The sequence below is a fragment of the Tsukamurella sp. 1534 genome, from assembly GCF_000312385.1.
In the GTDB taxonomy this organism is placed as follows: domain Bacteria; phylum Actinomycetota; class Actinomycetes; order Mycobacteriales; family Mycobacteriaceae; genus Tsukamurella.
Genome location: NZ_HE997626.1, coordinates 1,484,936 through 1,508,739 on the forward strand (window position 1 = coordinate 1,484,936; position 23,804 = coordinate 1,508,739).

Annotated in this window: 26 protein-coding genes and 3 tRNA genes; 20 read left to right on the forward strand and 9 right to left on the reverse strand. The window is 71.6% G+C overall.

What is annotated here, in order from left to right:
* Positions 1-50 precede the first annotated feature (50 nt).
* The gene (locus tag BN39_RS22160) at positions 51-905 is read left to right on the forward strand and encodes a DUF6578 domain-containing protein (protein WP_148281432.1); all 855 of its coding nucleotides are present in this window, start codon (positions 51-53) and stop codon (positions 903-905) included.
* On the opposite strand, the gene BN39_RS07215 is transcribed toward BN39_RS22160, so the two are convergent.
* On the reverse strand, positions 902-2,227 hold the full coding sequence (locus tag BN39_RS07215; protein ID WP_051158846.1) for an MFS transporter: 1,326 nt from the start codon (positions 2,225-2,227) through the stop codon (positions 902-904). The genes BN39_RS22160 and BN39_RS07215 overlap by 4 nt on opposite strands.
* Before the next feature lie 28 nt (positions 2,228-2,255).
* On the opposite strand from BN39_RS07215, the gene BN39_RS07220 reads away from it, so the two are divergent.
* From BN39_RS07220 to BN39_RS07230, 3 genes are read left to right on the forward strand one after another with little or no spacing between them, the layout of a single operon-like run.
* Positions 2,256-3,221 (forward strand): GlxA family transcriptional regulator, encoded by a 966-nt coding sequence (locus tag BN39_RS07220; RefSeq protein WP_040765989.1) that lies wholly within the window; start codon positions 2,256-2,258, stop codon positions 3,219-3,221.
* A gap of 23 nt (positions 3,222-3,244) precedes the next feature.
* On the forward strand, positions 3,245-4,420 hold the full coding sequence (locus tag BN39_RS07225) for an acyltransferase (protein ID WP_019201711.1): 1,176 nt from the start codon (positions 3,245-3,247) through the stop codon (positions 4,418-4,420).
* Positions 4,365-5,504 carry a hypothetical protein gene (locus tag BN39_RS07230; RefSeq protein WP_019201712.1) on the forward strand — a complete coding sequence of 380 codons (1,140 nt, stop codon included), beginning with the start codon at positions 4,365-4,367 and terminating at the stop codon, positions 5,502-5,504. Before BN39_RS07225 ends, BN39_RS07230 begins: the two co-directional genes overlap by 56 nt.
* On the opposite strand, the gene BN39_RS07235 is transcribed toward BN39_RS07230, so the two are convergent.
* Genes BN39_RS07235 through BN39_RS07245 form a run of 3 tightly spaced genes read right to left on the reverse strand, consistent with a single transcriptional unit; the run spans position 5,477 to position 7,948 of the window.
* Positions 5,477-5,911 (reverse strand): thioesterase family protein, encoded by a 435-nt coding sequence (locus BN39_RS07235; RefSeq protein WP_019201713.1) that lies wholly within the window; start codon positions 5,909-5,911, stop codon positions 5,477-5,479. The two genes, BN39_RS07230 and BN39_RS07235, sit on opposite strands and share 28 nt — an antisense overlap.
* Positions 5,908-6,999, reverse strand: coding sequence for a histidinol-phosphate transaminase (gene hisC / locus BN39_RS07240; protein ID WP_019201714.1), 1,092 nt, complete (start codon positions 6,997-6,999; stop codon positions 5,908-5,910). Before hisC ends, BN39_RS07235 begins: the two co-directional genes overlap by 4 nt.
* Before the next feature lie 4 nt (positions 7,000-7,003).
* On the reverse strand, positions 7,004-7,948 hold the full coding sequence (locus tag BN39_RS07245) for an Lrp/AsnC family transcriptional regulator (protein WP_019201715.1): 945 nt from the start codon (positions 7,946-7,948) through the stop codon (positions 7,004-7,006).
* 221 nt (positions 7,949-8,169) lie between these two features.
* Between BN39_RS07245 and BN39_RS07250 the strand changes: the two genes are divergently transcribed.
* From BN39_RS07250 to BN39_RS07295, 10 genes are all read left to right on the forward strand, one after another.
* Complete coding sequence (locus BN39_RS07250) at positions 8,170-8,565, forward strand: nuclear transport factor 2 family protein (protein WP_019201716.1); 396 nt, start codon at positions 8,170-8,172, stop codon at positions 8,563-8,565.
* On the forward strand, positions 8,562-9,920 hold the full coding sequence (locus BN39_RS07255) for a cytosine permease (RefSeq protein WP_019201717.1): 1,359 nt from the start codon (positions 8,562-8,564) through the stop codon (positions 9,918-9,920). Before BN39_RS07250 ends, BN39_RS07255 begins: the two co-directional genes overlap by 4 nt.
* Entirely contained in the window at positions 9,917-10,540 is a 624-nt protein-coding gene (locus BN39_RS07260; RefSeq protein WP_019201718.1) for a cyclase family protein, read from the forward strand. Before BN39_RS07255 ends, BN39_RS07260 begins: the two co-directional genes overlap by 4 nt.
* A gap of 112 nt (positions 10,541-10,652) precedes the next feature.
* Positions 10,653-10,744 (forward strand) — tRNA-Ser (locus BN39_RS07265).
* Between the two features lie 38 nt (positions 10,745-10,782).
* A tRNA-Arg gene (locus BN39_RS07270) sits at positions 10,783-10,855 on the forward strand.
* Between the two features lie 111 nt (positions 10,856-10,966).
* Complete coding sequence (locus BN39_RS07275) at positions 10,967-11,341, forward strand: DUF779 domain-containing protein (protein ID WP_040766822.1); 375 nt, start codon at positions 10,967-10,969, stop codon at positions 11,339-11,341.
* Positions 11,342-11,496: 155 nt separating this feature from the next.
* Positions 11,497-12,420 carry a CPBP family intramembrane glutamic endopeptidase gene (locus tag BN39_RS07280; RefSeq protein ID WP_159103231.1) on the forward strand — a complete coding sequence of 308 codons (924 nt, stop codon included), beginning with the start codon at positions 11,497-11,499 and terminating at the stop codon, positions 12,418-12,420.
* A 71-nt stretch (positions 12,421-12,491) separates the two neighbouring features.
* On the forward strand, positions 12,492-13,178 hold the full coding sequence (locus BN39_RS07285; protein WP_051158848.1) for a hypothetical protein: 687 nt from the start codon (positions 12,492-12,494) through the stop codon (positions 13,176-13,178).
* Positions 13,179-13,342: 164 nt separating this feature from the next.
* Positions 13,343-13,588, forward strand: coding sequence for an AbrB/MazE/SpoVT family DNA-binding domain-containing protein (locus tag BN39_RS07290; RefSeq protein ID WP_019201721.1), 246 nt, complete (start codon positions 13,343-13,345; stop codon positions 13,586-13,588).
* Positions 13,585-13,992: a type II toxin-antitoxin system VapC family toxin gene (locus BN39_RS07295; RefSeq protein ID WP_019201722.1), complete on the forward strand. Its 408-nt coding sequence runs from the start codon at positions 13,585-13,587 to the stop codon at positions 13,990-13,992. The genes BN39_RS07290 and BN39_RS07295 overlap by 4 nt, the downstream gene beginning before the upstream one ends.
* A 101-nt stretch (positions 13,993-14,093) precedes the next feature.
* On the opposite strand, the gene BN39_RS07300 is transcribed toward BN39_RS07295, so the two are convergent.
* The 3 genes from BN39_RS07300 to BN39_RS07310 all read right to left on the reverse strand — a co-directional run bounded on the left by BN39_RS07300 (position 14,094) and on the right by BN39_RS07310 (position 19,110).
* Positions 14,094-15,617: an aldehyde dehydrogenase family protein gene (locus tag BN39_RS07300; protein WP_040765991.1), complete on the reverse strand. Its 1,524-nt coding sequence runs from the start codon at positions 15,615-15,617 to the stop codon at positions 14,094-14,096.
* 147 nt (positions 15,618-15,764) lie between these two features.
* Entirely contained in the window at positions 15,765-16,997 is a 1,233-nt protein-coding gene (locus tag BN39_RS07305) for a GAF domain-containing protein (RefSeq protein ID WP_081586056.1), read from the reverse strand.
* Positions 16,998-17,088: 91 nt separating this feature from the next.
* Entirely contained in the window at positions 17,089-19,110 is a 2,022-nt protein-coding gene (locus BN39_RS07310) for a CocE/NonD family hydrolase (RefSeq protein WP_019201725.1), read from the reverse strand.
* A 218-nt stretch (positions 19,111-19,328) separates the two neighbouring features.
* Between BN39_RS07310 and BN39_RS07315 the strand changes: the two genes are divergently transcribed.
* From BN39_RS07315 to BN39_RS07325, 3 genes are all read left to right on the forward strand, one after another.
* Positions 19,329-19,775, forward strand: a complete 447-nt coding sequence (locus BN39_RS07315; RefSeq protein ID WP_019201726.1) for a hypothetical protein — start codon at positions 19,329-19,331, stop codon at positions 19,773-19,775.
* A 2-nt stretch (positions 19,776-19,777) separates the two neighbouring features.
* Positions 19,778-20,170: a RidA family protein gene (locus tag BN39_RS07320; RefSeq protein WP_019201727.1), complete on the forward strand. Its 393-nt coding sequence runs from the start codon at positions 19,778-19,780 to the stop codon at positions 20,168-20,170.
* A 92-nt stretch (positions 20,171-20,262) separates the two neighbouring features.
* On the forward strand, positions 20,263-20,877 hold the full coding sequence (locus tag BN39_RS07325; RefSeq protein WP_237741630.1) for a putative glycolipid-binding domain-containing protein: 615 nt from the start codon (positions 20,263-20,265) through the stop codon (positions 20,875-20,877).
* On the opposite strand, the gene BN39_RS07330 is transcribed toward BN39_RS07325, so the two are convergent.
* Positions 20,847-21,854, reverse strand: coding sequence for a prephenate dehydrogenase (locus tag BN39_RS07330; protein ID WP_019201729.1), 1,008 nt, complete (start codon positions 21,852-21,854; stop codon positions 20,847-20,849). The two genes, BN39_RS07325 and BN39_RS07330, sit on opposite strands and share 31 nt — an antisense overlap.
* Before the next feature lie 78 nt (positions 21,855-21,932).
* On the opposite strand from BN39_RS07330, the gene BN39_RS07335 reads away from it, so the two are divergent.
* The 3 genes from BN39_RS07335 (at position 21,933) to BN39_RS07345 (ending at position 23,051) form a co-directional block, all read left to right on the forward strand.
* Positions 21,933-22,451, forward strand: a complete 519-nt coding sequence (locus tag BN39_RS07335; protein ID WP_019201730.1) for a tRNA adenosine deaminase-associated protein — start codon at positions 21,933-21,935, stop codon at positions 22,449-22,451.
* Between the two features lie 31 nt (positions 22,452-22,482).
* Positions 22,483-22,917, forward strand: a complete 435-nt coding sequence (locus BN39_RS07340; RefSeq protein ID WP_019201731.1) for a nucleoside deaminase — start codon at positions 22,483-22,485, stop codon at positions 22,915-22,917.
* A 46-nt stretch (positions 22,918-22,963) separates the two neighbouring features.
* Positions 22,964-23,051, forward strand: a tRNA-Ser gene (locus BN39_RS07345).
* Here BN39_RS07345 and BN39_RS22715 read toward each other — a convergent pair.
* Positions 23,033-23,737 carry a DUF2306 domain-containing protein gene (locus BN39_RS22715; RefSeq protein ID WP_081585953.1) on the reverse strand — a complete coding sequence of 235 codons (705 nt, stop codon included), beginning with the start codon at positions 23,735-23,737 and terminating at the stop codon, positions 23,033-23,035. The genes BN39_RS07345 and BN39_RS22715 overlap by 19 nt on opposite strands.
* Positions 23,738-23,804 lie beyond the last annotated feature (67 nt).

Consider the following 23,804-nt stretch of genomic DNA (forward strand, 5'->3'; position numbering starts at 1 on the left):
CGGGTACATCGGGCTCCCGGGCCTTCGCGCCGCGGGTCCTCCACCGCCCGGTGATCACAGTGAACAACCTGTCGTCAATCGACGATTCCCTTGTCCACGTTCGTATCTCGAACTGGCAGTACCAGTGCTGCGGCACGGTGCCCCATCTCGGCGCCGAACTCACCGGCTCGCTCTCCGTCCACTCGGCCGAGGTGCCGGCGTATCTCGCCCCCGCAGTCACCGGCTGGGACCCGCACAGCGGGCTCGTCACCATGGGCGAGGTGGTGGCGCAGCTCGGCTACGGCCTCGCCGATCCCACCGGCCCGCTCCACCTCGCGCTGAGCTGGCACGAGCACGACGTACGCCCCGTCCTGACGGGCGTGGTCGAGCGCCTGTACGAGGAGACCGGCAGGTTCCTGCGGACCGGCGAGCGGTCGTATCGGTTCGCCCCGGAGTCAGCCGTCCACACTCCCGTGCGGGAGGCCACCCGGTGGCCCGACGACCTGCTGGAGGACGGTGGCCGGGCGACCACCGGCGTCGTCGCGGGCATCCGGATGACCGCGCTGCGGATACCGACCGCCGGCGAGGTCGACGCGCGGCTCGCGACGGAGGAGCGGGAGCGCCGCACCCTGATGATCACCGGGCCGACCGGCTGCTTCGGGGCGCGGATCCCTCAGGTGGGAAGCCGGATCCACGTCGACCTGGGTGATCCGCGAATGGTCAAGCAGGGGATTCTCGACGGCCTCACAGCCACCGTCGGCGGTGAGGTGCTGCAGGCCAGTGCGACGCTCGAGCACAGTTCCGGCGGGGGCGCGATGTTCACCGCGTTCATTGAGCCCGACCCCGGTAACCCGCCGGCCGAACTCATGGTCCGCCTCCTCGTCGACTCGAAGGACGCCGTCCCCGAGGGCGCCGCTTCGGACTAGACGGCCACCGGCTCGGGCGTCGCCGTCGACGCCCGGGCCCGAGGGACGGCCCAGCACATGACCGCCGCCGCCACGCAGAGCGCGCCGGCGGTGTAGAACGCCGGGTCGTAGCCGCCCGAGGCGTCGCGGATGTAGCCCGCGCCGAACGCGGCCACCGCAGCGCCCACCTGGTGCGAGGCGAAGATCCAGCCGAACACGACGGGCGTCGATTCGCCGAAGTGCTGCCGGGCCAGCGCCATCGTGGGCGGCACGGTGGCCACCCAGTCGAGCCCGTAGAACAGCACGAACACCAGCAACCCGGGCGCCACCTCCGGCGAGAGCAGCGAGGGCAGCAACGCCAGCGCCAGACCGCGACCGAGGTAGTAGACCACCAGCAGGATGCGCGAATCCACGCGGTCGGTCAGCCAGCCGGAGGCGATGGTGCCGATCACGTCGAAGATCCCGATGACGGCGAGGAGCGAGGCCGCCGCGGTGGCGGGCATCCCGTGATCGCCGGCGGCGGGGATGAAGTGGGTCTGCAGCAGCCCGTTCGTGGTGGCGCCGCAGATCGCGAAGCTCGCTGCCAGCAACCAGAACGCGGGCCTGCGGGCGCCCAGTACCAGGCCGGCGAACGCCGACTTCACGGCGCCGCCGCCGGCCGGCTGCGGCGGCGCCACCTCGTCGGCGCCGAACGGCGGCAGCCCCTTGTCGGCGGGCCACGAGCGCAGCAGCAGGCCCGCGACGGGGATCACCGCCACTGCCACGGCGGTCACCACGAGCGTGGCGGCACGCCAGCCCAACGATTCCGACAGCGCCGCGACGATCGGCAGGAAGATCAGCTGCCCGGTGGCGCCGGCGGCGGTGAGCACGCCGGTCACCAGGCCCCGTCGGGCCACGAACCAGCGCTGGGCGATCGTCGCGACGAACGCCGTCGAGAGCGAGCCCGTGCCGAGGCCGACGAGCACGCCCCACAGCAGCATCAGCTGCCACGAGGCCGTCATGAACACCGCGAGGCCGGTGCCGGCGGCCACGAGCGACAGCGCACCGACCACCACCGGCCGCACGCCGAGCTTGTCCATGAGCGCCGCCGAGAACGGGGCGGTGAGCCCGAACAGCGCCATGTTCACCGACATCGCCGCGCCGATCATCGCGTGCGACCAGCCGAACTCCATGTGCAGCGGGTCCATCATGACGCCGGGCACGGAGCGGAATCCCGCCGCTCCGAGCATGGTCACGAAGGCCACGCCGAGGACGATCCACGCGTAGTGAGCGCGTCGCGCGCGCCGCAGTGTCGTAGTCACCCGATCAGGATTCCGCCGACGGTCGGCCCGAACCAGTGGCATGAATGACAAGATATGAAAGAATCATGCCATGCATACGGTGGCAGTGCTCCTGGTGGAACCGATCGTCGGCTTCGACGCGGCCATCCCGTCCCTGTGCTTCTCCGAGGCCACCGACGACGCGGACGCCCCGCTCTACCGGGTCGTCACGTGCAGCACGGACGGCGGCCCGGTGCGCGCCATCGGCGGCTACACGATCACGCCCGAGGCCGGACCCGAGGTGCTCGCCGACGCGGACACCGTGATCGTGCCGGGTACCAAGATCGACGGTCCGCGGTTCGAGGGCACCCTGCCCGCGGAACTGCGCGCCGTGCTCGACACCATCCGTCCCGGAACCCGACTGGTGTCCATCTGCACCGGCGCGTTCGTCCTCGCCGCCGCTGGCTTCCTCGACGGCCGCGACGTGACCACGCACTGGAAGTACGGCGCCCAACTGCGCCGGCTCTACCCGCGCGTCGGGCTCGTGGACCACGTCCTGTTCACCGACGACGGGGACGTGCTCACCTCAGCCGGTCTCGCCGCGGGCCTCGACCTGTGCCTGCACCTGATCCGCACGGACCACGGCGCCGCCGTGGCCAACAAGGTGGCCCGGCACTGCGTGATCCCGCCCGGCCGCGAGGGCACCCAGGCCCAGTTCGTGGACGCACCCGTGCCGGCCCGAGGCCCGGGAAGCACCGTCGCCGTCCGGGATTGGGCGCTGCGCAACCTCGCCGAGAACCTGGGCGTGGAACGCCTCGCCCGCAGGGCTGGCATGTCCGTGCGCACCTTCAACCGCCGGTTCCGCGAGGAGACCGGGCAGACCCCCGGCGCCTGGGTGCTGCGCCGCCGGCTCGATCACGCCCGGGAGCTCCTGGAGGCCACCGATCGCCCCGTCGACGCCGTGGCCCGCGACGCCGGATTCGGCACCGGGGCGAGCCTGCGCGCGCACCTGCGGCGCGACACCGGGATGACCCCGCTCGGCTACCGCCGGGTGTTCCGACCGGCGGTCGGCGCCTGAGCGCGCCACGGCATCATGGAGGCATGCAGGGTCGGATCGCTCCGCTCACCGGACTGCGCGCCGTCGCCGCGGCCGCGGTCTGCCTGACGCACGCCGCGTTCTCCACCGGCCACTACACGGACGATTTCGTCGGTCATTTCTGGGCGCGATTCGAGATCGGCGTCCCCATCTTCTTCGCGCTCTCCGGCTTCCTCCTGTTCCGGCCGTGGGTCGCGCTCCTGTGCGACGGGACGGGGCGCCAGCCCGACCTGCGGCGCTACGCGTGGCACCGCTTCCGCCGGGTGGTGCCCGCCTACTGGGTGGTGGTGAGCGCGGTCTACCTGCTGGGGATCATCCGGTTCGAGCCGAACCCGTCCGGACGCGGCATCGACGGGTACCTGCGCAACCTGGGCTTTCTCCAGATCTACGGGTTCGGCCACATGCGGGTGGGACTCACCCAGGCGTGGAGCCTGTGCGTGGAGATGGCCTTCTACCTGGCGCTACCGCTGCTCGGCTGGCTGCTCACCGCGGTGGTGTGCCGCTATCGCTGGCGGCCCGGCCGGCTGTTCGCGGGGCTGGCCGCGCTGGCGGCGATCACGCCGGCGTGGATCACGGTGGCCCCGGACATCGAGCTCACCGCCCGGATGTGGCCGCCGGCGTACCTGTGGTGGTTCATCGCCGGGATGGCGCTCACCGTCGCGGCACGGACGCTGCGGGCGTGGCCCCGCTGGGCCACCCCGGCGTGCCTCGCGCTCGCCGTGGCCGCGTTCGTCGTCTCCGCCCTCCCGGCGATCGGCGGGCCGCCCACGATGGTGCCCCGCAGCCCCGTCGAGGCGATCATGAAGTCCGCGCTCTACCTGGTGATCTCCGCCGCGCTCATCGCCCCGCTCGGCCTCGCGCCGCGCGGCGGTGCCCTCTATCACCGGCTGCTCGGCAGCCGGCCGATGGTGTGGCTCGGCGGCATCTCCTACGAGTTCTTCCTCATCCACCTCATCGTGATGGACGTGCTGCTGCTCGACGTGTTCGACTGGGTGCCGTTCACCGGGAACATCGCGATCGCCTTCGTCACGACGACCCTGGTGACGATCCCGCTCGCGTGGGCGCTGCGCGCCGCCCTCCCCTTCGGGGACAATGACCGGGACCGACCGCGAAAGGGGGTGGACGATGACGGAGCCGGATCCGGAGGTGCACATCGACGCGCCGGTACGCCGGTGGTGTGAGGCGCGGGCCATCCCGATGCCGCGCCGGGAGCTCTCCGACGAGGCGGCCCTCCTCATCGCCGCGGGCCACCTGGAGCCCGCCGCCCGCGAGGTGGTGCTCAACCGGTTCGACACCGAGCGCGCCTTTCCCGACATCGGCGGCTACTCCAAGCTGCGCAGGCTCAGCAGGATCGCCGAGGCGACCGAGCCGGAGCCCCTCGCCGAGGATCTGCCACCCAACCCTTTCGTGCAGGCCAAGACGGCGGCCGAGGCCCTGCGCGCCGCCGACGCCCGTCGCAAGCTCGCCGGTTTCCGGCACGCGTTCACGCTCAACCGGCTGTCCTTCGCCGCGGGAGTCCGGGCCGTCCGCCGCGCCCGCAAGGACGCGGTGCACCTCGACCTCGACGAGCGGGACGCCCTCTTCGACGCGCTGTGCCGGACCCCGCTGCCCCTGACCCCGTCGGCCGCCGCCGTGGCCGCGCGCACCGTCGCCCGGGTGGCCGGGCCCGTGCTGCGGCTCGCTCCGCAGGTCGCCGGCTGGGTCGACGGCCACGGCGCTCCCGACGAGCGGCTGCTGGTGTTCGAGGACCGGTACGACGTGCTGCTGTTCCTCGCCGGCCTCGTCTACGACAAGGTCAGCTACTCACGGTCCGTCAGCGCCGGCGATCTCGACGAGCAACTGCTCCAGCTGGACCTGCCCACCGACCTGGTGCAGATCTCCGCCGACGTCGCGCAGATGCGGGCCGTGTGGGGGCAGCTCCGCTACGCCCCGGGACTGGCCGACGGTACGCGGTCCGGCGAGCTGGACCGGGTCTGGGAGGAACTGCTGGCGCGCGTCACCGCCCTCACCCGCGTGGGGGACCTGGTGGACGTGGCCGATTCCAAACGGCCGCGGCGGATGTCGATCGAATCCATCGACCAGCAGATCCACGAGCTGGTGCTGCGCTCGGGCGAACGCGAGATCTCCACGCAGAGCGCCACCCGCGTGGCGGGGCAGATCCTCGGCGCCCGAGGCGAACTCGGCTCGGCGTCGCGCCCCGCGCTCCCGGGTAGCGGCCCGGCGGGCCCGCCGCCGGATCAGGCGCGTGACCAGGACGCCAGGTAGCCCTTCTCCTCGTCCGTGAGGCGGCGCAGGCTGCGCTTCTCGATGTTCACCACGGCCATCTGCGTGGTCGCGAGGATCGCGGGCTTCGACTCCGGTGCCGCGCCGCGCGCCCGCACCTCGTAGCCCAGCGTGAAATCCACGCTGCGGTTCCCGGCGATGTACATCCCCACCTGGACGGGCGAATCCTCGTGGTACAGCTGGGCCTTGTACTTGATCGCCACATCCGCGATGAACGCGCTCTTGATCAGCGGCGCGTACTTCTCACCCGCGGACAGCAGCCACTGGATGCGGGCCTCCTCGAGCAGCGTCACCATACGCGCGTGGTTCACGTGGCCCAGCGCGTCCATGTCCGACCAGCGCACCGGCACGTGCGCCGTGAACGCGAACTCGTGCTTGCCGAGGGTCATTCCGCCCACCCCTTCGCGAACGCGAGGAACGCGTCGTTCTCCTCCCGGTTGGTCACCGTGACGCGGACGCCGTCGCCGTCGAACCCGCGGACCAGCAGCCCGGCCTCCGCGGCGTCGGCGGTGAACCGGCTCGCGTCGGCGCCCAGCGGCAGCCACACGAAGTTCGACTGCGTCGGCGGAACCTCGTACCCGTTCTCCCGCAACGACTCCCGCACCCGGTTCCGCTCCACGACCACGGCGTCGGTGCGGGCCAGCAGCTCGTCGCCGGCGTGCAGCGAGGCGATCGCGGCCGCCTGCGCGGGGACGCTCACCGAGAACGGCAGGTGCACCTTCGTGAGCGCCGCGATGAGCTCGGGGTCCGCGATCGCGTATCCCACCCGGAGCCCCGCGAGGCCGTACGCCTTGGAGAAGGTGCGCAGCGCGATCACGTTGCGGTGCCGGGAGATCAGCGCCGCACCGTCGATCCGCTCGCCGGACTCCTCGTTGGGCCGGTGGTACTCGTAGTAGGCCTCGTCGAGGGCCACGATCACGTGCGGAGGCACCTTCGCGAGGAACGCCTCCAGCTGCTCCTCCGACACCGTCGTCCCGGTGGGGTTGTTGGGGTTGCAGACGAAGACCAGGCGGGTGCGGTCCGTGATCGCGGCGGCCATGGCGTCGAGGTCGTGCACGTGGCCGTCGGTGAGCGGCACCTGGACCGGCGTCGCGCCGACGACCCTCGTCACGATCGGGTACGCCTCGAAGCTGCGCCACGCGAACACCACCTCGTCGCCCGGGCGGCACGTCACCTGCACCAGGTCCTGGCACAGCGCCACCGAACCGCAGCCCGCGTGCACGCGGTCCTCGGTGACGCCCGTCAGCTTCGCCAGCTCGGCCCGCAGCGCGACCGCGCCGTTGTCCGGGTAGCGGTTGGCGCTGCGCAGCACGTCGGAGAGGGCGGCGGCGACGGACGGCAGCGGACCGTCGACGATCTCGTTGGACGCGAGCTTGATCGCCCCCGGCGCAGACCTGCCCGGGACGTACGCGGGCAGCGCGTCGAGATCCGGGCGGAGGGCGAGCGCGTCGGGACGGGGCTGGTTCTGCGTGGCCACCCCGTCAGGGTAGTCCGACGGTGCGCCCGTCCCCCTCCGCGGTCCGGGTGCCCGGCGCCCCGTGCGACCAGGGCCCCGCGTCCAGCGACGCGTACGACTCCTTGACGAACCGCAGGTGCGCCCACGTTTCCACGCCGGCCACGGACGACAGCCCCCGCACGGCGTCGGCCGCGTCGGCCAGCGCGGCGGCCGTCGGCGCGCGGACCGTCGCCAGCAGGTCGAAGGCTCCGGATGTGCGCGCCAGGAAGGACACCCCGGCCGCGGCCTCCACCTCGGCCGCCGCCTCCGCGGTGTCGCCCCGCACGTGGATGCCCATTCCCATCGCGTGCTCGGAGGCGCGGCTCACGATCGGCCCGATCCGCACGATCGACTCCTCCACGAGTCGCAGCACCCGCCGCCGCGCCGCGGCCGCGGACAGGCCGGCGGCGTCCCCGAGCCGCACGTAGGAGGCGCGCCCGTCGTGCTCGAGGGTGCGCAACAGGGCCACGTCGGCCGCGTCGAGCTGCGCCCGGGCGTCCCCGACCGGGCCCACCGCGTCCCGCAGGATCCGCCGGTAGGCGAGGGCCTCCACCCGCGCCACCCCGGGCAGCCCGCGGATCCGGGCGAGCGCGCCGTCGACCGCGGCGACGGAGCCCGCGCGGATCTCGGCGGCGATCCCGAACCGGCCGGTGGTGATCGAGACGTAGACGACGTCCGGGAGCGTGGCGAGCGCGAGGGCGACGGGGGTGGCGGCACCGTCGACCGCGATCCGGGCGTAGCAGATCTCGCCCCGGCCGATCACCGACGGATGGACGACGCCCTGCACCGTGACGCCGCCCGCATCGAGAAGCCGGCGCAGCCGCGCGGCGACGGTCGCCCGGGTGATGCCGGCGGCCGCAGCGAGATCCCGGTGGCTCATGCGCCCGTCGAGCCCCAAGAGGTCCACGAGCCGCTGATCGACCTGGTCCATCGCGCCTCCCGATATTCGGTGCGGGCAGTTTCGGCGTGCCAGTGCACGCAGATCATGCGTGAAGTGGTGCGTGATCGGCCGGATTGGACGCGTACGCCTCGTCACTGTCGAGCATATGCGTCACCGGCGCCGGTCGCGGGTATTCGAACTGCTTGCGGACTCGTGTGACCGGGCTTACAGTTGCGCCCTCAGGCAGAGGAACTGCCAGGTCAGGAGGCGCAGTGAACCAGACCATCACCGATTCGGACGTGACGGCCGCAGCGGACCGGATCATCGCGGCCTTCGCTGCGACGGACACCGAGGCGTACTTCGCCGGCTTCGACCCGCGGGCGACGTTCGTCTTCCACAGCGAACCCCGCACCCTCCGCGACCGCGCCGAGTACGAGCGGCTCTGGGCGGGCTGGGTGGAGAGCGGCTGGCGCGTGGTCTCCTGCGACAGCTCCGAACGGACCGTCACCGTGGTCGACCGGACCGCGGTGTTCAGCCACAGCGTGCGCACCGTGACCGAGGACGCCGACGGCACGCGTACCGAGACCCGCGAACGCGAATCCATCGTGTTCGCCGCCCGCGACGACGGCGCGCTCCTCGCCGTCCACGAACACCTCTCGGAGGCATGATGCTGCGCTACTACCGCCGCCTCGACGCGCACCTGCACGCCGGTGCCGACGACGGACAGCCCGTGGCGGGCGATCTCAGCGGGCCCCGGATCGGATTCATCTGGCTCGCCGCCAATCTCGTGGTCACCACCATGCTCACCGGCACGCTGTTCGTGCCGTCGGTGTCGCTCACCACCGCGCTGTGGCTCATCGTCGCCGGCACGGTCGTGGGCGCCCTCGTGCTGGTGGCCGTCGGCAACGTCGGCACCCGCACCGGGCTGCCCACCATGGCCCTCACCCGCGCCTCGTTCGGCGTGCGCGGCAGCCGGATCCCCGTGGCCGCCAACATCGCCGTGCTCATGGGGTGGAGCTGGGTGCAGGCCATGCTCGCCGGCGTCACCGTCAACCACGTCATCGCGGCGCAGACGGGCTACTCCAACCCCGTGCTGTTCTCGGTGCTCTGCGAGGTGATCGTGGTGTCGCTGGCCATCTTCGGCCACGCCGGCATCGCCCGTGTCGAGCCGATCCTCGCCGTGGTCATCCTCGCGATCATGGGCTACCTGTTCGCGATGATGCTGGGCGACGGCTACTCCCGCCTCGACTCCCTGCCGCTCGACCCGGAGGGGCTGAGCGGCCTCGGCATCTTCGACATCGTGGTCGCGACCGCCATCTCCTGGACGGTGCTCTCCGCCGACATCAACAGGTTCGCCCGCACCTCGCGCGGCGGCGTCGTGGGATCCGGGCTCGGTTACGTCGGGTCGACGGTGGCGGCGATGGCCCTGGGCGCCACCGCGATCGCCTACCTGTTCGCGCAGGGCAAGAACGTCCCGTCGTTCGACCCGACGGTGATCGTGGACGAGTTCGGCGTGCCCCTGGCGATCGTGGTGTTCTTCTCCGTGATGGCCACCAACACCATGGCCGTCTACGGCATGGTGACGTCGCTGGTGAACTCCGAACCCGGCCGGATCCGTTTCCTCCCCGCGGCATTGGGGCTCGGCGTGATCTCCATCGCCGGATCGGCGTGGCTCGCCCTGCTCGACAAGTTCACCGCGTTCCTCACCGCCATCGGCATCGTGTTCATCCCCGTGTTCGCGATCATCGTCGTGGACTTCTACGTGCTGCGCCGCGGGCGGTACGCGGCCTCGCTCGCCTCCGCGGACTCCCGCGAGTACTGGTACCGCGGAGGCTGGAACCCCATCGCCGTCGTGGTGTGGATCGTGGGGGTGGCGTTCTCCTCGGCCATCACGTATCTGTGGGTGAGCCCCGTCGGGGCCACGGTGCCCACGTTCCTCGTGAGCGCCGGGTTGTACTGGGCGGCGAGCGTCGCCGTCAGCGGACGACGCGAAGGCGAACGGGAGGAGCCGGTGACCGCGTGAGCTGGATCGATCTCACCCACCCGCTCACGCCCGGGACCGAGTACCCGGGCGACCCGCCCATCGCCGCGGAGCCGGCGCTGACGCTGGACGACGACGGGGTGGCCGTCACGCGGCTGCTGCTGTCGACGCACAGCGGCACCCACGTCGACGCCCCGTGCCACACCGTGGCCGGAGGGCGGACCGTCGCCGACGTGCCGCCGGAGGAGCTGATCGGACCCGCCCGCGTGATCCCCGTCGACGTGGCCGCCGGCGCCGCGATCCGGCCCTCGGATCTCGGGGCGCTCCCCGCGCGGCTCCCGGCGATCGTCCTGATCGCCACCGGCTGGGACCGCTGGTTCGGGACGGCCCGGTACCGCGAACACTCCGCTCTCGCGCCGGAGGCGGTGGGGGAGTTGTGGGACCGGGGGATGCGGGTGCTCGGCGTCGACTGCTACAGCCCCGACGCCATCGATTCCGCGACCTTCCCCGTGCACGCCCTCGTGCTCGGGCGGGACGGGCTCATCGTGGAGAACCTGTGCGGGCTCACGGGCCTGCCCGCCGAGTGCGAGGTGGGGATCCACCCTCTCGCCGTGGGCCCGTTCGACGGTGCGCCGGTCCGCGCGCTCGCCCGGGTGCCGTGAGCGGGATCGAGGCGTGGCCTGCGGTTTTGTGGGTTGGGAAGGCGTTGTGTAAAGTAGCTGCTCGGCGGTTGCGCGTGACCCGTAAGGATCGCTCGCGCATCGCGTCCGATTTGGAGGCGTGCCAGAGCGGCCGAATGGGACTCACTGCTAATGAGTTGTCCGGCCAACACCGGACCGGAGGTTCAAATCCTCTCGCCTCCGCCACGTCGGTCTTCGGACCGGCGACAATTGAAGATGGGTATGCGCCCGTAGCTCAGTGGATAGAGCATCTGACTACGGATCAGAAGGTCAGGGGTTCGAATCCCTTCGGGCGCACAGGACAACACCCGGTCGACATCCGTCGTCCGGGTGTTGTCGTTCTTCGTCAACCGCCCGCCGGGTGCCTTTCGCGAGACTACCGTCGACGGGGACGAGAGGGGCGTGTGCATGACTGAGCGCGTGGATTCCACCGAGCCGGCGCGGGAGATGCTGCGGCGGCTGTGGGCCAGCAACGGGCCGCTGCTGATCCATCAGAGCGGCGGCTGCTGCGACGGGTCCGCACCGATGTGCTTCACGGTGGACGAGTTCCGCGTCGGCGATGCCAACGTGCGGCTCGGCACCGTCGACCTGGGGAACGGCGACGTGGTACCCGTATGGGTCTCCGACGGGGAGGCCCGGGTGTGGGAGAACAGCCGCCTCATCCTGGACCTCGAGCCCGGCCGCGCCGCCGGCTTCTCGCTGGAGGGCTCCACCGGGCACCGGTTCGTGTCCCGCGTGGAGATCACGGGCGACGGTGCCGCCTGCTCCGTCCCGCAGGCCTGACGGTCAGCGCCACGGCGTCGCCGAGCGCCGAGGGGCGCTATGCGGGCATCAGCCCGGATCGCCCGCGCGAGAGATGGTCTCGCAACCCGTGAGCGGGTGAACCGATGGTGGGCGCTGGGTGGAGGTCGATCTCGGTTCCGGGTAGCGTCCCCCTGGTGACGCCTCAGGACGTTCGTGCACCCCTGGAATCGGGAATGTTGCTCGCCGCGAACCGGACCGGGCCGTTGCTCGGAGTGCTCGTGGTGTTCGTCTGCTTCCTGCTGGGGCAGCTGCCGCCGTCGGTGATCGGCCTCGCGATCGCCGGCGGTGGGGCGACGCGGATGACGTTCGTCCTCCAGGCCGTGTTCACCGTCGGATTCGCCTGCACGCTCGGACTCCTCGCGCTCTGGGTGCGGTACCGGGAGGGCCGACGGTTCGCCACGGTCGGCTTCCCCGGCGGCCTGCGCCCGGGCGCGGCGGGCAGCCAGGTGGCGCGGGGCGCGGCCGTCGCCGCGGCGATGATCGCGCTGCTCGTCCTGGTGAACGTCGCGAGCGGGGCGGCGACGCTCTCCGCACCCGCATGGGGTTCCCTCGTGCCCGTGCTGATCCTGCTGGCGGGGTTCGCGGTGCAGGGATCGACCGAGGAGGTGCTGACCCGCGGCTTCCTGGTGCAGGCCGTGGCCTGGCGGTGGGGCGTGTGGGCGGCGATCGTCGTCCAGGCGATGGTGTTCGCGTTCCTGCACGGCGCCAACGGCGACGTCAGCCTGTTCGCCGTCGCGAACCTCCTGATCGTCGCGGTGATGCTGGGCTTCTGGGCGCTCGCCGAACGCGGCCTGTGGGGCGTGTGCGCGTTCCACGCCGTGTGGAACTGGGGCCTCGCCAACGTGGCCGGCGGCACCGTCTCGAACATCGAGGTGACCACCTCGCTCACCCGATTCTCGCCGGCCGAGGGCGCGAACGACCTGCTCACCGGCGGCGGATTCGGGCTCGAGGGATCGGCGGTGGCCACCGCGCTGCTGGGGATCGGGGCGGTCGTCGCGCTCGTCGCCTGGCGGCGCCGGGCATCGTCGGGCACCGCGGACGGACGGCCCGCCGCCTGACGCACCACCTTCCCGAGGACGCAAACTCGGTGTGCCCGAGCGGGTAGCGTCGCCGGTGTGGAGGTGCCGCGGTGAGGAAGAGGCTTCGCAAGCGCAGGTCGGGTACGGACACGCTGTATGCGGACGTCTCCGAGTGGCAGCCGGCGTTACCGGACAAGTACCCGTATCGCTGGGTGGCGATCCGCTCCAACGACGGCACCTACCGGGACCGGCGGTTCGCCGAGAACTGGGACACGGTGCGCCGCATGCTCGACGACGGGCGCCTGGTGGGCGCCATCGTGTACGCCGTCGTCCGCCCCAACTGGCAGGACAGCCTGGACGTGCACATCGAGATGCAGGGCGAGGACAGGCCCGACGTGGTCACCATGGCCGACGCGGAATCGTGGGGCGGGCAGATCGTGGGCGACCACTCCGACGCCTTCAACGGCTTCGTCCGCGGCGCCTCGGAATGGCGCGGCGGCACCGGAACCCGGATCACCCGCTGCCTCGGCTACCTCAACCCGAACGACGCCGGCATCTGGCAGAAGCTGCCCGACATCCCGTTCGTGGTGCCCTCCTACGGCGCACCGCCGGACTTCGCGAACGCCCCGGAACTGGGGCGGCGCTACGTGATCCACCAATACACCGACGGCAGCGGCTACGGTGACGGACTGCCCGAGGGCTACGGACGGGTGCGCTGCGACATGAACGCCGCGAACGGTCGCGACCCGTGGCAGCTCGGGGACGTCCTGGGCACCACCACGATCCCGGTGGATTGACCCGATCCGCATGGACGCCGTATCGGCGCTGCGGAGGTGCGCCGGTGCGCGGCCACCTGCGGGAGCAGGCGGCGGTCCTCCGCGGCGTACCGGGCGCGGGCGTCGGACGCGGTGAGGTGTGCGAATGCATAGACGAATGGCAGGAACGGTGGTAGAAAAATGGCATGAGAACTACCATCGATGGGGCGGGGCGGATCGTGGTGCCGAAGGCCATCCGGGACGCGATGGGGCTGGATGCCGGGAGGGCGGTGGACGTGACATTGGCAGACGGACGCATCGAGATCGAGATCGCACCGGCCAAGGTGCACATCGATAAGGGAGGGATTCTGCCGGTCATTCGGGCGGCGGAAGACCTGCCACCACTGACTGACGACATCATCCGCGAGACGCTCGAGGCCACGCGACGATGACCTTCTACGCCCTCGACTCGAGTGTGCTGCTTCCGATGCTGATGAAATGGCACCCGGCGCACGACGAGCTGCGGGGTTCGGTGCGTCTGTCGGAGAGCGTTCTGCCGACCCACGTTCTCCTTGAGACCTTCTCCGTGCTCACGCGACTACCTTCGCCCCACCGGATATCCCCGGCGGAGGCCTCGGAGACGATCGAGGATTTCGGGTTGCAGGTGATTGGATTTCCGACCAACGACATGCGCTCATTCGTCGCGGGGCTGGGTGCCAAAGGTGTTCGCGGCGGAGCGATCTACGACGCGTTCGTCGGAGCCACTGCTGCCCACGCCGAGGTTCCGCTGCTGACCCGTGACCGTCGGGCGATTCCCACCTACGAGGCCGTCGGGGCGAAGTACCAGACGGTGTGAGGCGGACCGTCGGGCGGCGGGGCCGGAGACGGCGGCGGCGCCGCCCCGACGGATCGGGGCGGCGCCGTGACACCCTCACATGGTGCCGGTCACGCCGGGGCTCAGAAGAAGCCCTGCGCGGTCGGCGCGTAGGAGACCAGCAGGTTCTTGGTCTGCTGGTAGTGATCGAGCATCATCTTGTGGTTCTCACGCCCGATGCCCGAATCCTTGTAGCCGCCGAACGCCGCGTGCGCGGGGTACTGGTGGTACGTGTTGGTCCACACGCGGCCCGCCTGGATGTCCCGGCCGGCGCGGTAGGCGACGTCGCCGCTGCGCGACCACACGCCGGCGCCCAGGCCGTAGCGGGTGTCGTTGGCGATCTCGATGGCGTTGTCGTAGCCGTCGAACGAGGTGACCGCCAGCACGGGGCCGAAGATCTCCTCCTGGAAGATCCGCATGTCGTTGGTGCCGCTGAAGATCGTCGGCTGCATGTAGTAGCCGCCGGACAGGTCGCCGCCCAGATCGGCCGCTTCGCCGCCGGTCACCAGCGTGGCGCCCTCCTCCTTGCCGATATCGATGTAGGAGAGGATCTTGTCGAGCTGCTCCTTCGACGCCTGGGCGCCGATCATCGTGTCGGTGTCGAGCGGATCGCCCTGGCGGATCGACTTGGTGCGGATCGAGCCGAGCTCCAGGAACTCGTCGAAGATCGGCCGCTCCAGCAGCGCGCGCGACGGGCACGTGCATACTTCGCCCTGGTTCAGCGCGAACATCGTGAAGCCCTCGAGGGCCTTGTCCTGGTAGTCGTCGTTGTCGGCCATCACGTCCTTGAAGAAGACGTTCGGGCTCTTGCCGCCCAGCTCCAGCGTGACCGGAATCAGGTTGTCGGCCGCGTAACCGGCGATCAGCTTGCCCGTGGTGGTCTCGCCGGTGAACGCGATCTTCCGGATGCGCTTCGACGACGCCAGCGGCTTACCGGCCTCCAGGCCGAAACCGTTGACGATGTTCACCACGCCGTCGGGCAGCAGGTCGCCGATGAGCGAGAACAGGTACAGCACCGAGACCGGCGTCTGTTCGGCCGGCTTGAGCACGATCGCGTTACCCGCGGCCAGCGCCGGCGCCAGCTTCCACACCGCCATGAGGATGGGGAAGTTCCACGGAATGATCTGTCCCACAACGCCGAGCGGCTCGTGGTAGTGGTACGCGACGGTGTTCTCGTCGATCTCGGAGAGGCTGCCCTCCTGCGCGCGCAGGCAGGCCGCGAAGTAGCGGAAGTGGTCGATCGCGAGCGGGATGTCGGCGTTGAGCGTCTCGCGGACGGGCTTGCCGTTCTCCCACGACTCGGCGACGGCGATGGCCTCCAGGTTCTCCTCCATCCGGTCGGCCATCTTGTTGAGGATGTTCGCGCGGACCGTCGAGGAGGTCTTGCCCCACGCCGGGGCGGCCGCGTGCGCGGCGTCCAGCGCCAGCTCGATGTCCTCGGCGGTCGACCGCGCGACCTCGCAGAAGGGCTGCCCCGTGACCGGCGACGGGTTCTCGAAGTACTGGCCCTTCACCGGCGGCGTCCACTGCCCGCCGATCAGGTTGTCGTACCGCGACTGGTAGCTCATGAGGGAGCCTGCGGCCCCGGGACGTGCGTAAACGGTCATGTCGTGCCTCCGAAAGAAAGGGGTGACGGGCGTCACAGTCCACGGTACGCGCGGACCGTTGCAACACCGTTGCACGTGCCTCGGGGCACTGTTCGGGGCATTGTTCGGGGCGCCGCGGGGGCGGGGCGGTCGTGGCCGGGAGGCTCCTCAGCCCAGGTCGACGGCGATCGCGGCGAGCCTGCCGTCCGCCTCCGCGCGGGCCTGCGCGTCCCCGTGCGTGCGCAGCACGCGCCAGCCCTGCTCGTCGTCCCGGGCGTCCGGGAGGTCCAGCCACCGCCGCAGCAACCCCAGATCGCGGCTCGCCAGCACCGCCGACCGCACGCTCCCGGCCAACTCCGCACGCAACCGCGCGACCCCCGGCGCCGACGAATTCGGCAACAGCGGACCGCGATACACGCTCAGCGCGTCCCCGACCCGGCCGGCACGGATCGCCGCGACCACCTCCTCCGCATCGGAGGCCAGCGGCCGCAGCAGCCGGTACGGGCGCGAGCCCAGGAACTCGGCGCCGATCGTCTTGCGCAGCCGGGACACCTCCGCGCGCACGGTGACCACGTCGAGGTCCCGCTCGTCGAGCAGGAGCGCCAGGTGGTCCGCGGTCAGGCCCTCGGGATGCCGCGACAGCAGCGCTAGGATGTCGGCGTGCCGCCCCGTGAGCCGCACCTCCCCGCCGTCGCGCTCCAGCACCGGAGGCCCGGCCAGGAGGCGCAGGCGGTCCGACGGTGCCGGATCCCGCGGGGCCAGCCGCAGCACCGCGAGCTGCCCTTCGACCGCGAGCGCCGCGGCGCGGACCAGCGCCATCGCCTGCGGAGTGGTCACCTCGGGACCCCCGGTCACGTCCAGCACGCCGATCGGGGTGCGGGTCACCGGATCGTGGATCGGGACCGCGGTGCAGTTCCAGGTGTGGGCGAGGCGGGCGAAGTGCTCCGACCCCGCGATCTGCACTTCGGTGTCCAGGGCCAGCGCCGTGCCCGGCGCGTTCGTGCCCGCCGCCGTCTCGCTCCAGTCCGCGCCCGGGGCGAAGTTCATCGCCTCCGCGCGGCGCACCGTCGAACCGTCGCCCTCGACCCACAGCAGCGTGCCGTCGCGGTCGCCGACAGCGACCATCGCGCCGGCGGAATCGTCCACCAGCAGGCGGCGCACCACCGGCATGACGGAACTCAGGGGGTTGCGGGCGCGCAGCCGATCCAGCGCCGCGGCGCCCGACGGTGCCTCTCCGTCCGGGTTCACGCCCAGGGCGCGGCTGCGCTGCCAACTGTCCGCGATCAGTCCGCGCAGCTGGGAGCGGCGCAGGGCGGAGTCGTCGACAGCACCGTCGACGAACTTGCTGTGCAGCCGCGCGGCGGCCGAGGCCGACGTGGCGGCGAGGGACCCTGCAACCATCGTGCTACCGAAGATAGCGCCGAACCCGCCGCCGGGAGGCCGCTTCGCCGTCACCGTTCGCCGTCGCAGCGGCGCCCGGGCCGACCGGGGCTCACCAGCCCGGGTCGCCGACGAACTGCAAGCTCACGTACGACGGCTGATCCGGGCTGAGCAGCACCGTCTGCTTGCCGAGCCTGGTGCGCGCCAGGTCCGGCAGCGTGGCCAGGTACCGCGGCACGCTGCCCGCGTACACGTCGATCCGCAGGCGGTGCCCCTCGTCGAGGAGCGCGTCGGTGGGGACCACGTCGACGTCCAGCTCGATGGTCTCGCCGGGCGGCACCTTCTGCTTCGCCGACCAGGTGAGCGGGTGGAACGCCGACAGCAGCTCGCCGTCCACGTCGTACTCGCTGCGCGCCGGGTCTACCGCGCGGTTCGACGCCAGGAGGGCGCCGCCGGAGAGCACCCTCGACGTGCCGTCGGGCGCCACGTCGTTCACGGTCACCGTCCAGATCGCCTCGTCGCCCTCGCACTGCGTCACCAGGTGCACGTTGATCGCGCCGCTCAGTTGCACCGGCACGGCCGCCGGCGGCGAGGTGAAGGAGATCGCGCCCCGTTCCTGCGCCCCGGCGTCGTCGAGGAAGGGCAGTGTCTTGGTCAGGCCGGCCAGCACCTGCGTGAGGTCCGGCGAGACCATTCCCCGCAGGTCCAGCCGTGTGGACGCGGACGCCCGCTGCCGGGCGGGGAAGGGCGCGAGGCCCCCGTCGTACTTGGCGTGCGCCGCGGTCCCGGACGCCACCGGTGTGGCGTAGAGCCGTGCGGTGCGCGCGCCCTGGCGGGGGAAGGACTCTCCCGCGGACCATCCGCCGCCCTGCTGCTTGAGCGTGACGGGGCCGTAGCCGTCCACGCCGTTGTCGATGCCCTTGAGCCACTTGTCGTACCAGGCCCGCTGCAGGACGTCGATCCGCGGCGGCGACTGGCTGCCGCCGAACCCGGCGCCCATGTCGAAGTGGTACCCGTCGGTGATCACCATCTGCTTCTGTCCCGCAGGAAGATTCAGCCGCGAGAAGGTGCGTGGCGTGCTGCGGCCGAACAGGTCGTGCCAGCCGCCGAACAGGAAGGTGGGTGCCGCGATCGATTCGATCCTCGCGTGCCGCTCCGTGAAGTACGGGTTGTCGTTGACCCGCGGATCCCGCCCCGTCACGACGCCGGACGCCACTGAGCCCAGCTCCGTGGCCGGGGACCCGAGACGGCTGAGCAGCCACCGAAACGTGTTGCCGTTCACGGTGTCGCGCAACAGCGTGCGCGGGTTGTAGAGCCACTTCAGCGCGTTCACCGCGCCCAGCCAGATCGGGATGAACACGGAGGGAAGGCCGCCCGTGATGTAGATGTCGCGAACGATGTCCTCGCTGCCCTCGATCGCGAACACCGCGCCGAGCCCCGGCGGATTGTGGCCCGCAGCCTGCAGGGAGTTGATCGCCGAGTACGACCAGCCGCCCATGCCCAGTTCGCCGTCGCACCAGTCCTGTTCGCGCGCCCAGGCGAGTACCTCGACCGAATCCTGCTGCTCGCGTGCGCCCATGATCTGCCACACCCCGTGCGAGGTACCCGTACCGCGCACGTCGACGATCACCTGCACGTAGCCGCTGCGCACCAGGCGCCGGTTGATGCCGAAGCCCTCCAGGATCCCGCCCGTGGGGTCGATGGTGCTGCCGGTCAACGTCTTCGTCGCGGTGTTCACCACGGGGCCCAGGAACGGCGCGTGGGTCGCCTCGTCGATCGCGTCGACCACCGCCCGGTTGTACGGGTTGATGTTGAGGATCGCGGGGTACGGCGTGGTCACCGGCTCGCCGTCGCGCTCCGCCGGTCGCACGACGGTGGCGCGCAGCCGCACACCGTCGGACATCCGGATGTCCACGTTCCGGTCGATGTGCACCCGGGGGTACGTGAGCCGGCCGTCCACGGCCTCCCGCCAGGCGCGGGCGTCCGCACCGCCGGTGGGATCGCCGAGCGGCAGAGCGTGGTCCACCCGCGGGTGGTGCTCCCCGCGGACGGGCGTGGGCAGCGACCGGTGCCGGTCCCACAGCGGGAACCGACCCAGGCGCGCATTCGCTCTACCGGATTGGCTGCTCGTCATCGAGTACCCCTTCGTTCAAGGTTCAACCTAGAGCACAGGTGACGCACCTCACAAAACCGGATCCCGCATCGTTGCCGTTTCGTGGCCGAACGATGTCCTCCCCGTGCACCGCGGAGCGCCGTCCTCCCGCACCCCTGCGGCCGCCCCCGCGCGGCCTATAAGCTGCCTGGTAGGCGCTGACAGCGCCCGAATCGCACCCGAATCACGGAGGATCCATCGTGCCCACGTCGCTGACCACCTCGCTGCTCGATCCCGCGCGCCAGCCCGCGGTGGTGGCCGATTTCGCGTCCGTGGTGGACGCCGAGGTCAAGGAGAAGAGCGGCCTCTCGGGCACCGCGATCAAGGCGGCGTACTCCGCGGTCAAGAAGGTCTCGCCGTCGGTCATCGAATCGGCCCTGACCAAGCTGCTTCCGGAGTTCGCGTCCGCCCTCGACCCGTTCTGGGCCGACTTCCAGGCGCAGGGCCCCGGCGACTTCGGCCAGTACCTCGCCTCGCGCGGCGACGAGGCGGGCGACGCGCTGCTCGCCGTCACCGACCGCAAGGCCGAGTCCACCACCCAGCCCGCCCTGCGCAAGGCGTACCAGAGCCTGCGCGGCAAGGCGAAGGAGAACGTCGTGGCGGCCCTCCCGCGGGTCGGCGCCGCGATCCAGAAGAACGCGGCCTGATCATGGCGAACGTCCAGCTCAACGGGTCGGAGAAGCTGACGACCGCGGTGCCGCACGCCTACAGCGCGACGGTTCCCGGCGGTGCCACCCTGCACATCGCGGGCGTCGCCCCGCTCGACGAGGGCGGCACCACGATCGCCCCCGGCGACGTGCAGGGGCAGGTCCGCGCGGCCGTCGCGAACCTCGACGTGATCCTGGCGGAGCGGGGCGCCGGCCTGGCCGACGTCGCCCGCCTGACCGTGTACGTGGCCGAGCGGCTGCAGATCGACCTGCAGGTCGCGGTGGACACCCTGGCGGAGGAGTTGGACGCGCTGCCGCCGCTCTCGGTGGTCGGCGTCACCCGGCTGCGCTACGACGATCAGGTGGTCGAGCTCGAGGCCGTCGCCGCGCTGTAACCGCGGCCATATGTCCGGTGTCGACCGCCGGTACGTCACTGCTCGCGCGGTGAGTCGTCGGCGGCGGAAGCCGAGGGTTTACGGTAGAGGGCGTGAGTACCCCTTCCTCCGCAGACGCGCCCGCGACCGTGATCACCGGGGGCAGCTGGCCCCGCATCCTCACGTGGCGGTCCGACGACGGGAACCTGCTCGAATCTGTTCGCGTGCAGGTCACCGGTGATCGGATCCGTGCCTACGGGCGGATCATCGGCGCCCCGGCCGGCGACACCCCCGCGTTCAACGCGTCGTACGACCTGGTGACCGACGACGAGGGCGTCACCAAGCGCCTCTCGGTGCACGCCCTCACCGCGGCCGGCGAGTCGCAGGTGACGATCGCGCGCGACGGCGAGAGCCACTGGCTCGTGCAGGGCGCGCAGGGCGCCGAGCGGGGCTTCTTCTCGGGCGCCCTGAGCGTGGACGTGCTCAAGTCGGCGTTCTTCAACGCCCTCACCATCCGCCGGTACGACCTGCAGACGCACACCGAGGAGGTCGACGTGCCGGTCGTGTACGTCGAGTTGCCCAGCCTGCAGGTGAAGGAGACCGTGATCAACTACGCGGCCGCGGCCGACGGCATCACGGTGATCTCGCCCGTCTCCAGCTCGAAGGTCTCGGTCGACGAGGACGGTTTCATCCTCGACTACCCGGGCCTGTCGAGCCGCGTCGACTGATCCGCTTCCGCGGGGAGCGCCGTCACCACGCCGCCGGCGTGCCCGGCCTCCCGCAACGCCCGCTGCCATCCCGCCCCGTCCAGCACGGGGGCGAACGGGGTGCGGCGGGCGTTCTCGTACCTGCGGCGGGCCGCGTAGCCGCGCTCGGTGATCGTCCCGACGGTGCCGTGCTCGGCCAGCTCGGCGCGGGCCGCGTTCAGCGCGGCGATGGTGTCGTCCAGCGCGTCCAACAGGGCGCCGGCGTTCGCCTCGCACATGGCGTTCACCAGTGACGGTGCCGTGCCCGCCACCCGCGTCACGTCGCGGAAGCTGCTCGCCGCGAGCGTGAGCGCCAGCTGTTTCGCGGCCGGATCCGACTCGGCTGCGATCGCCACCGCCTCCGCCACCACGTGCACCGAGTGCGAGATCCGGGCGACGGCCGCATCGTGTTCCGCGGATCCCGCGGGAACGATCACGGCGCCGCAGTCCAGCCCCACGGACGCGGCGAGCCGCCAGGCCCGCGACGGGGTGTCGTCGTCGGCCGTGACGACCCACATCGCCCCGTCGAACAGGGTGGCGTCGGTGGCCTCCCAGCCGGAGAACGCCGTCCCCGCCATGGGGTGCCCGCCGGCGTAGCGGCCCGTCAGGCCCGCGGCGGCGACCCGCCGGGCCACGTCGCCCTTGACGCTGACGGCGTCGGTCAGCCACGCGCCGGGCGCGTGGTCGGCGACGGCCGCGAGCACCCCGTCGAGCGCGGGCACCGGGACCGCCACCACGATCACGTGCCCGCCGTCGTTCGCCCGGCGCAGGGTGGCGGCGAGGTCCGTCGTCGCGTCGAAACCGGCGGCCGAGGCGTCGTCGGCGGCCGCCGCGGACCTGTTCCACCCGTACGCGGGTCGCCCCGCGCGGTCGAGCGCGCGCAGGATCGAGCCGCCGATCAGGCCGAGGCCCAGGACGCAGACGGGGACGGCGGAACGGGGGGTACGCGGGGCGGACACGCCACCAGCGTTCCACAGGGCGGGCGCGATGCCGCTCGAGGCGTGTCGTTTCACCCGGATTGCGGTTACGGTTCTTCCATGGCCGCACAGACCTCGCCGGAGAAGTATGACGACACCGACGGATACGCCGTCGCGGTGGTGCGCGACGAGACGTCGTGGTCCGTGTCCCTGCTCGACCCCGGTGCGCTGCGGACCATCGGCAACGCCGAGCAGGAGCTCAAGGGCCTGCGCGCGGCGGGCGCCCTGTTCGGCCTGCTCAACGTGGACGACGAGTACTTCGTCATCGTGCGCCCGGGCCCGTCGGGCACCCGGCTGCTGCTGTCGGATGCGACCGCGGCCGTGTTCGACGACCTCGCCGAGCAGGCCCTCGACCGGCTCAACGTGGAGGTACCGGACATCGATCCGGACGAGATCGAGGACACCGACCCGTGGCCCGAGGGCGATCTCGCGATCCTCGCGGACCTGGGGCTGGGGGAGCAGGAGCTCGGCGTGCTCCTCGCCGACCCCGATCTGTACCCCGATGAGCAACTGCAGGTGATCGCGGAGCGGCTCCGGTTCGACGGGGAGCTGGGCGCGATCCTCGACGCCCTGAACTGACGTGCCCCACCTCGCCTCCGAGCGTTCGGCGATGGGGCTCGCGCTCGACGCCGCGCGCCTGTCCGGCCCGGACGACGTGCCCGTGGGCGCCGTCGTCCTCGGGCCCGACGGTGCCGTGCTCGCCCGGGCGGGGAACCGGCGGGAGGCGCTGGGCGACCCGACCGCGCACGCCGAGGTGCTCGCGCTGCGCGAGGCCGCCGCGCTGTTCGGCGACGGGTGGCGCCTCGGTGGCTGCACGCTGGCCGTGACCCTGGAGCCGTGCGCGATGTGCGCGGGCGCCCTGGTCTCCGCGCGGATCGGCCATCTCGTGTTCGGGGCGTTCGAGCCGAAGACGGGCGCGGTGGGCTCGGTGTGGGACGTGGTGCGCGATCCGCGGGTGGCGCACCGGGTGACGGTCCGCGCGGGCGTCCGGGAGGCGGAGTGCGCTGCGCTGCTCACCGAGTTCTTCGCCCCGCACCGCGGCTGACCTGCCGATTCGGCGCTCCGGTGGGTGTCCGGTAAAGTACTCCGACGGTGGCGTGTCCGAGCGGCCGAAGGTGCAACACTCGAAATGTTGTGTGCGGTAACCCCGTACCGAGGGTTCAAATCCCTCCGCCACCGCCGAGAGGAACCCTCTCCGACCGAGTTCGGAGGGGGTTCTTCGCTTTTCGGGCCGCGTCGCGTCGCCCCGACCCTGTCGCCGCCGGCCGCCGCCGGCGCGGGGTGCGGCGGATCCACCACTCGCACAGTCCCAGCGCGATCATCCAGCTGAGCCACGCGGTGAGGCCCGTGACGAGGGTGTCCCCGAGCGGGCCGTCGATCCCGAGCGCGCCGATCGTGATCGCCAGCACCGGGGCCAGGATGCGGTTGATGATCACGGAGTACATGAGCGTCGCGCTGCGCAGCATCCAGCGGCGGTGCGACGGGACGTCGCCGCGCAGGATCGCGCGCACGCCGAGGCCGGTGAACAGCAGGGTGAGGGTCCCGAGCGTCACGTTGGAGACCGCGTTGACGGGCCCGAACGGGGAGACGGTGCCGACGGCGATCGCGCCGAGCGCCCCGGGGATCGCGCACGCGACGTAGACCCGGCCGGCGATCCGGTGGTATCGGGCGAACCAGCGGCGGCCCAGCTGGATCAACCCGGCGAGCATCGCGACGGAGCCCAGCATGATGTGGCCGACGAGGAGCGCGTAGTACCAGGACGGCTGGTCGTCGAGGGGGACGCGACTGCCCCCGGTGAGGTACGGCGGCAGCGAGTACGCCAGGAACACCGCCACGATCAGCGCGCCGATCAGCATCTTCTTCATGCCCGCGACGGTAGGAAGAGGGCCCGCGCGGGCGGATCACCCGCGCGGGCCGTTCCGCCTCACCCCT

Coding starts and splice junctions, on each gene's coding strand:
- BN39_RS22715 (WP_081585953.1), bottom strand. CDS start 23,737: ATGAAGAAGATGCTGATCGGCGCGCTGATCGTGGCGGTGTTCCTGGCG.
- BN39_RS07220 (WP_040765989.1), top strand. CDS start 2,256: ATGCATACGGTGGCAGTGCTCCTGGTGGAACCGATCGTCGGCTTCGAC.
- BN39_RS07305 (WP_081586056.1), bottom strand. CDS start 16,997: ATGGTTGCAGGGTCCCTCGCCGCCACGTCGGCCTCGGCCGCCGCGCGG.
- BN39_RS07335 (WP_019201730.1), top strand. CDS start 21,933: ATGGCCGCACAGACCTCGCCGGAGAAGTATGACGACACCGACGGATAC.
- BN39_RS07320 (WP_019201727.1), top strand. CDS start 19,778: ATGGCGAACGTCCAGCTCAACGGGTCGGAGAAGCTGACGACCGCGGTG.
- BN39_RS07275 (WP_040766822.1), top strand. CDS start 10,967: ATGACTGAGCGCGTGGATTCCACCGAGCCGGCGCGGGAGATGCTGCGG.
- BN39_RS07340 (WP_019201731.1), top strand. CDS start 22,483: ATGGGGCTCGCGCTCGACGCCGCGCGCCTGTCCGGCCCGGACGACGTG.
- BN39_RS07300 (WP_040765991.1), bottom strand. CDS start 15,617: ATGACCGTTTACGCACGTCCCGGGGCCGCAGGCTCCCTCATGAGCTAC.
- BN39_RS07225 (WP_019201711.1), top strand. CDS start 3,245: ATGCAGGGTCGGATCGCTCCGCTCACCGGACTGCGCGCCGTCGCCGCG.
- BN39_RS07245 (WP_019201715.1), bottom strand. CDS start 7,948: ATGGACCAGGTCGATCAGCGGCTCGTGGACCTCTTGGGGCTCGACGGG.
- BN39_RS07235 (WP_019201713.1), bottom strand. CDS start 5,911: ATGACCCTCGGCAAGCACGAGTTCGCGTTCACGGCGCACGTGCCGGTG.
- BN39_RS07310 (WP_019201725.1), bottom strand. CDS start 19,110: ATGACGAGCAGCCAATCCGGTAGAGCGAATGCGCGCCTGGGTCGGTTC.
- BN39_RS07230 (WP_019201712.1), top strand. CDS start 4,365: ATGACGGAGCCGGATCCGGAGGTGCACATCGACGCGCCGGTACGCCGG.
- BN39_RS07295 (WP_019201722.1), top strand. CDS start 13,585: ATGACCTTCTACGCCCTCGACTCGAGTGTGCTGCTTCCGATGCTGATG.
- BN39_RS07215 (WP_051158846.1), bottom strand. CDS start 2,227: ATGCCACTGGTTCGGGCCGACCGTCGGCGGAATCCTGATCGGGTGACT.
- BN39_RS07290 (WP_019201721.1), top strand. CDS start 13,343: ATGAGAACTACCATCGATGGGGCGGGGCGGATCGTGGTGCCGAAGGCC.
- BN39_RS07255 (WP_019201717.1), top strand. CDS start 8,562: ATGATGCTGCGCTACTACCGCCGCCTCGACGCGCACCTGCACGCCGGT.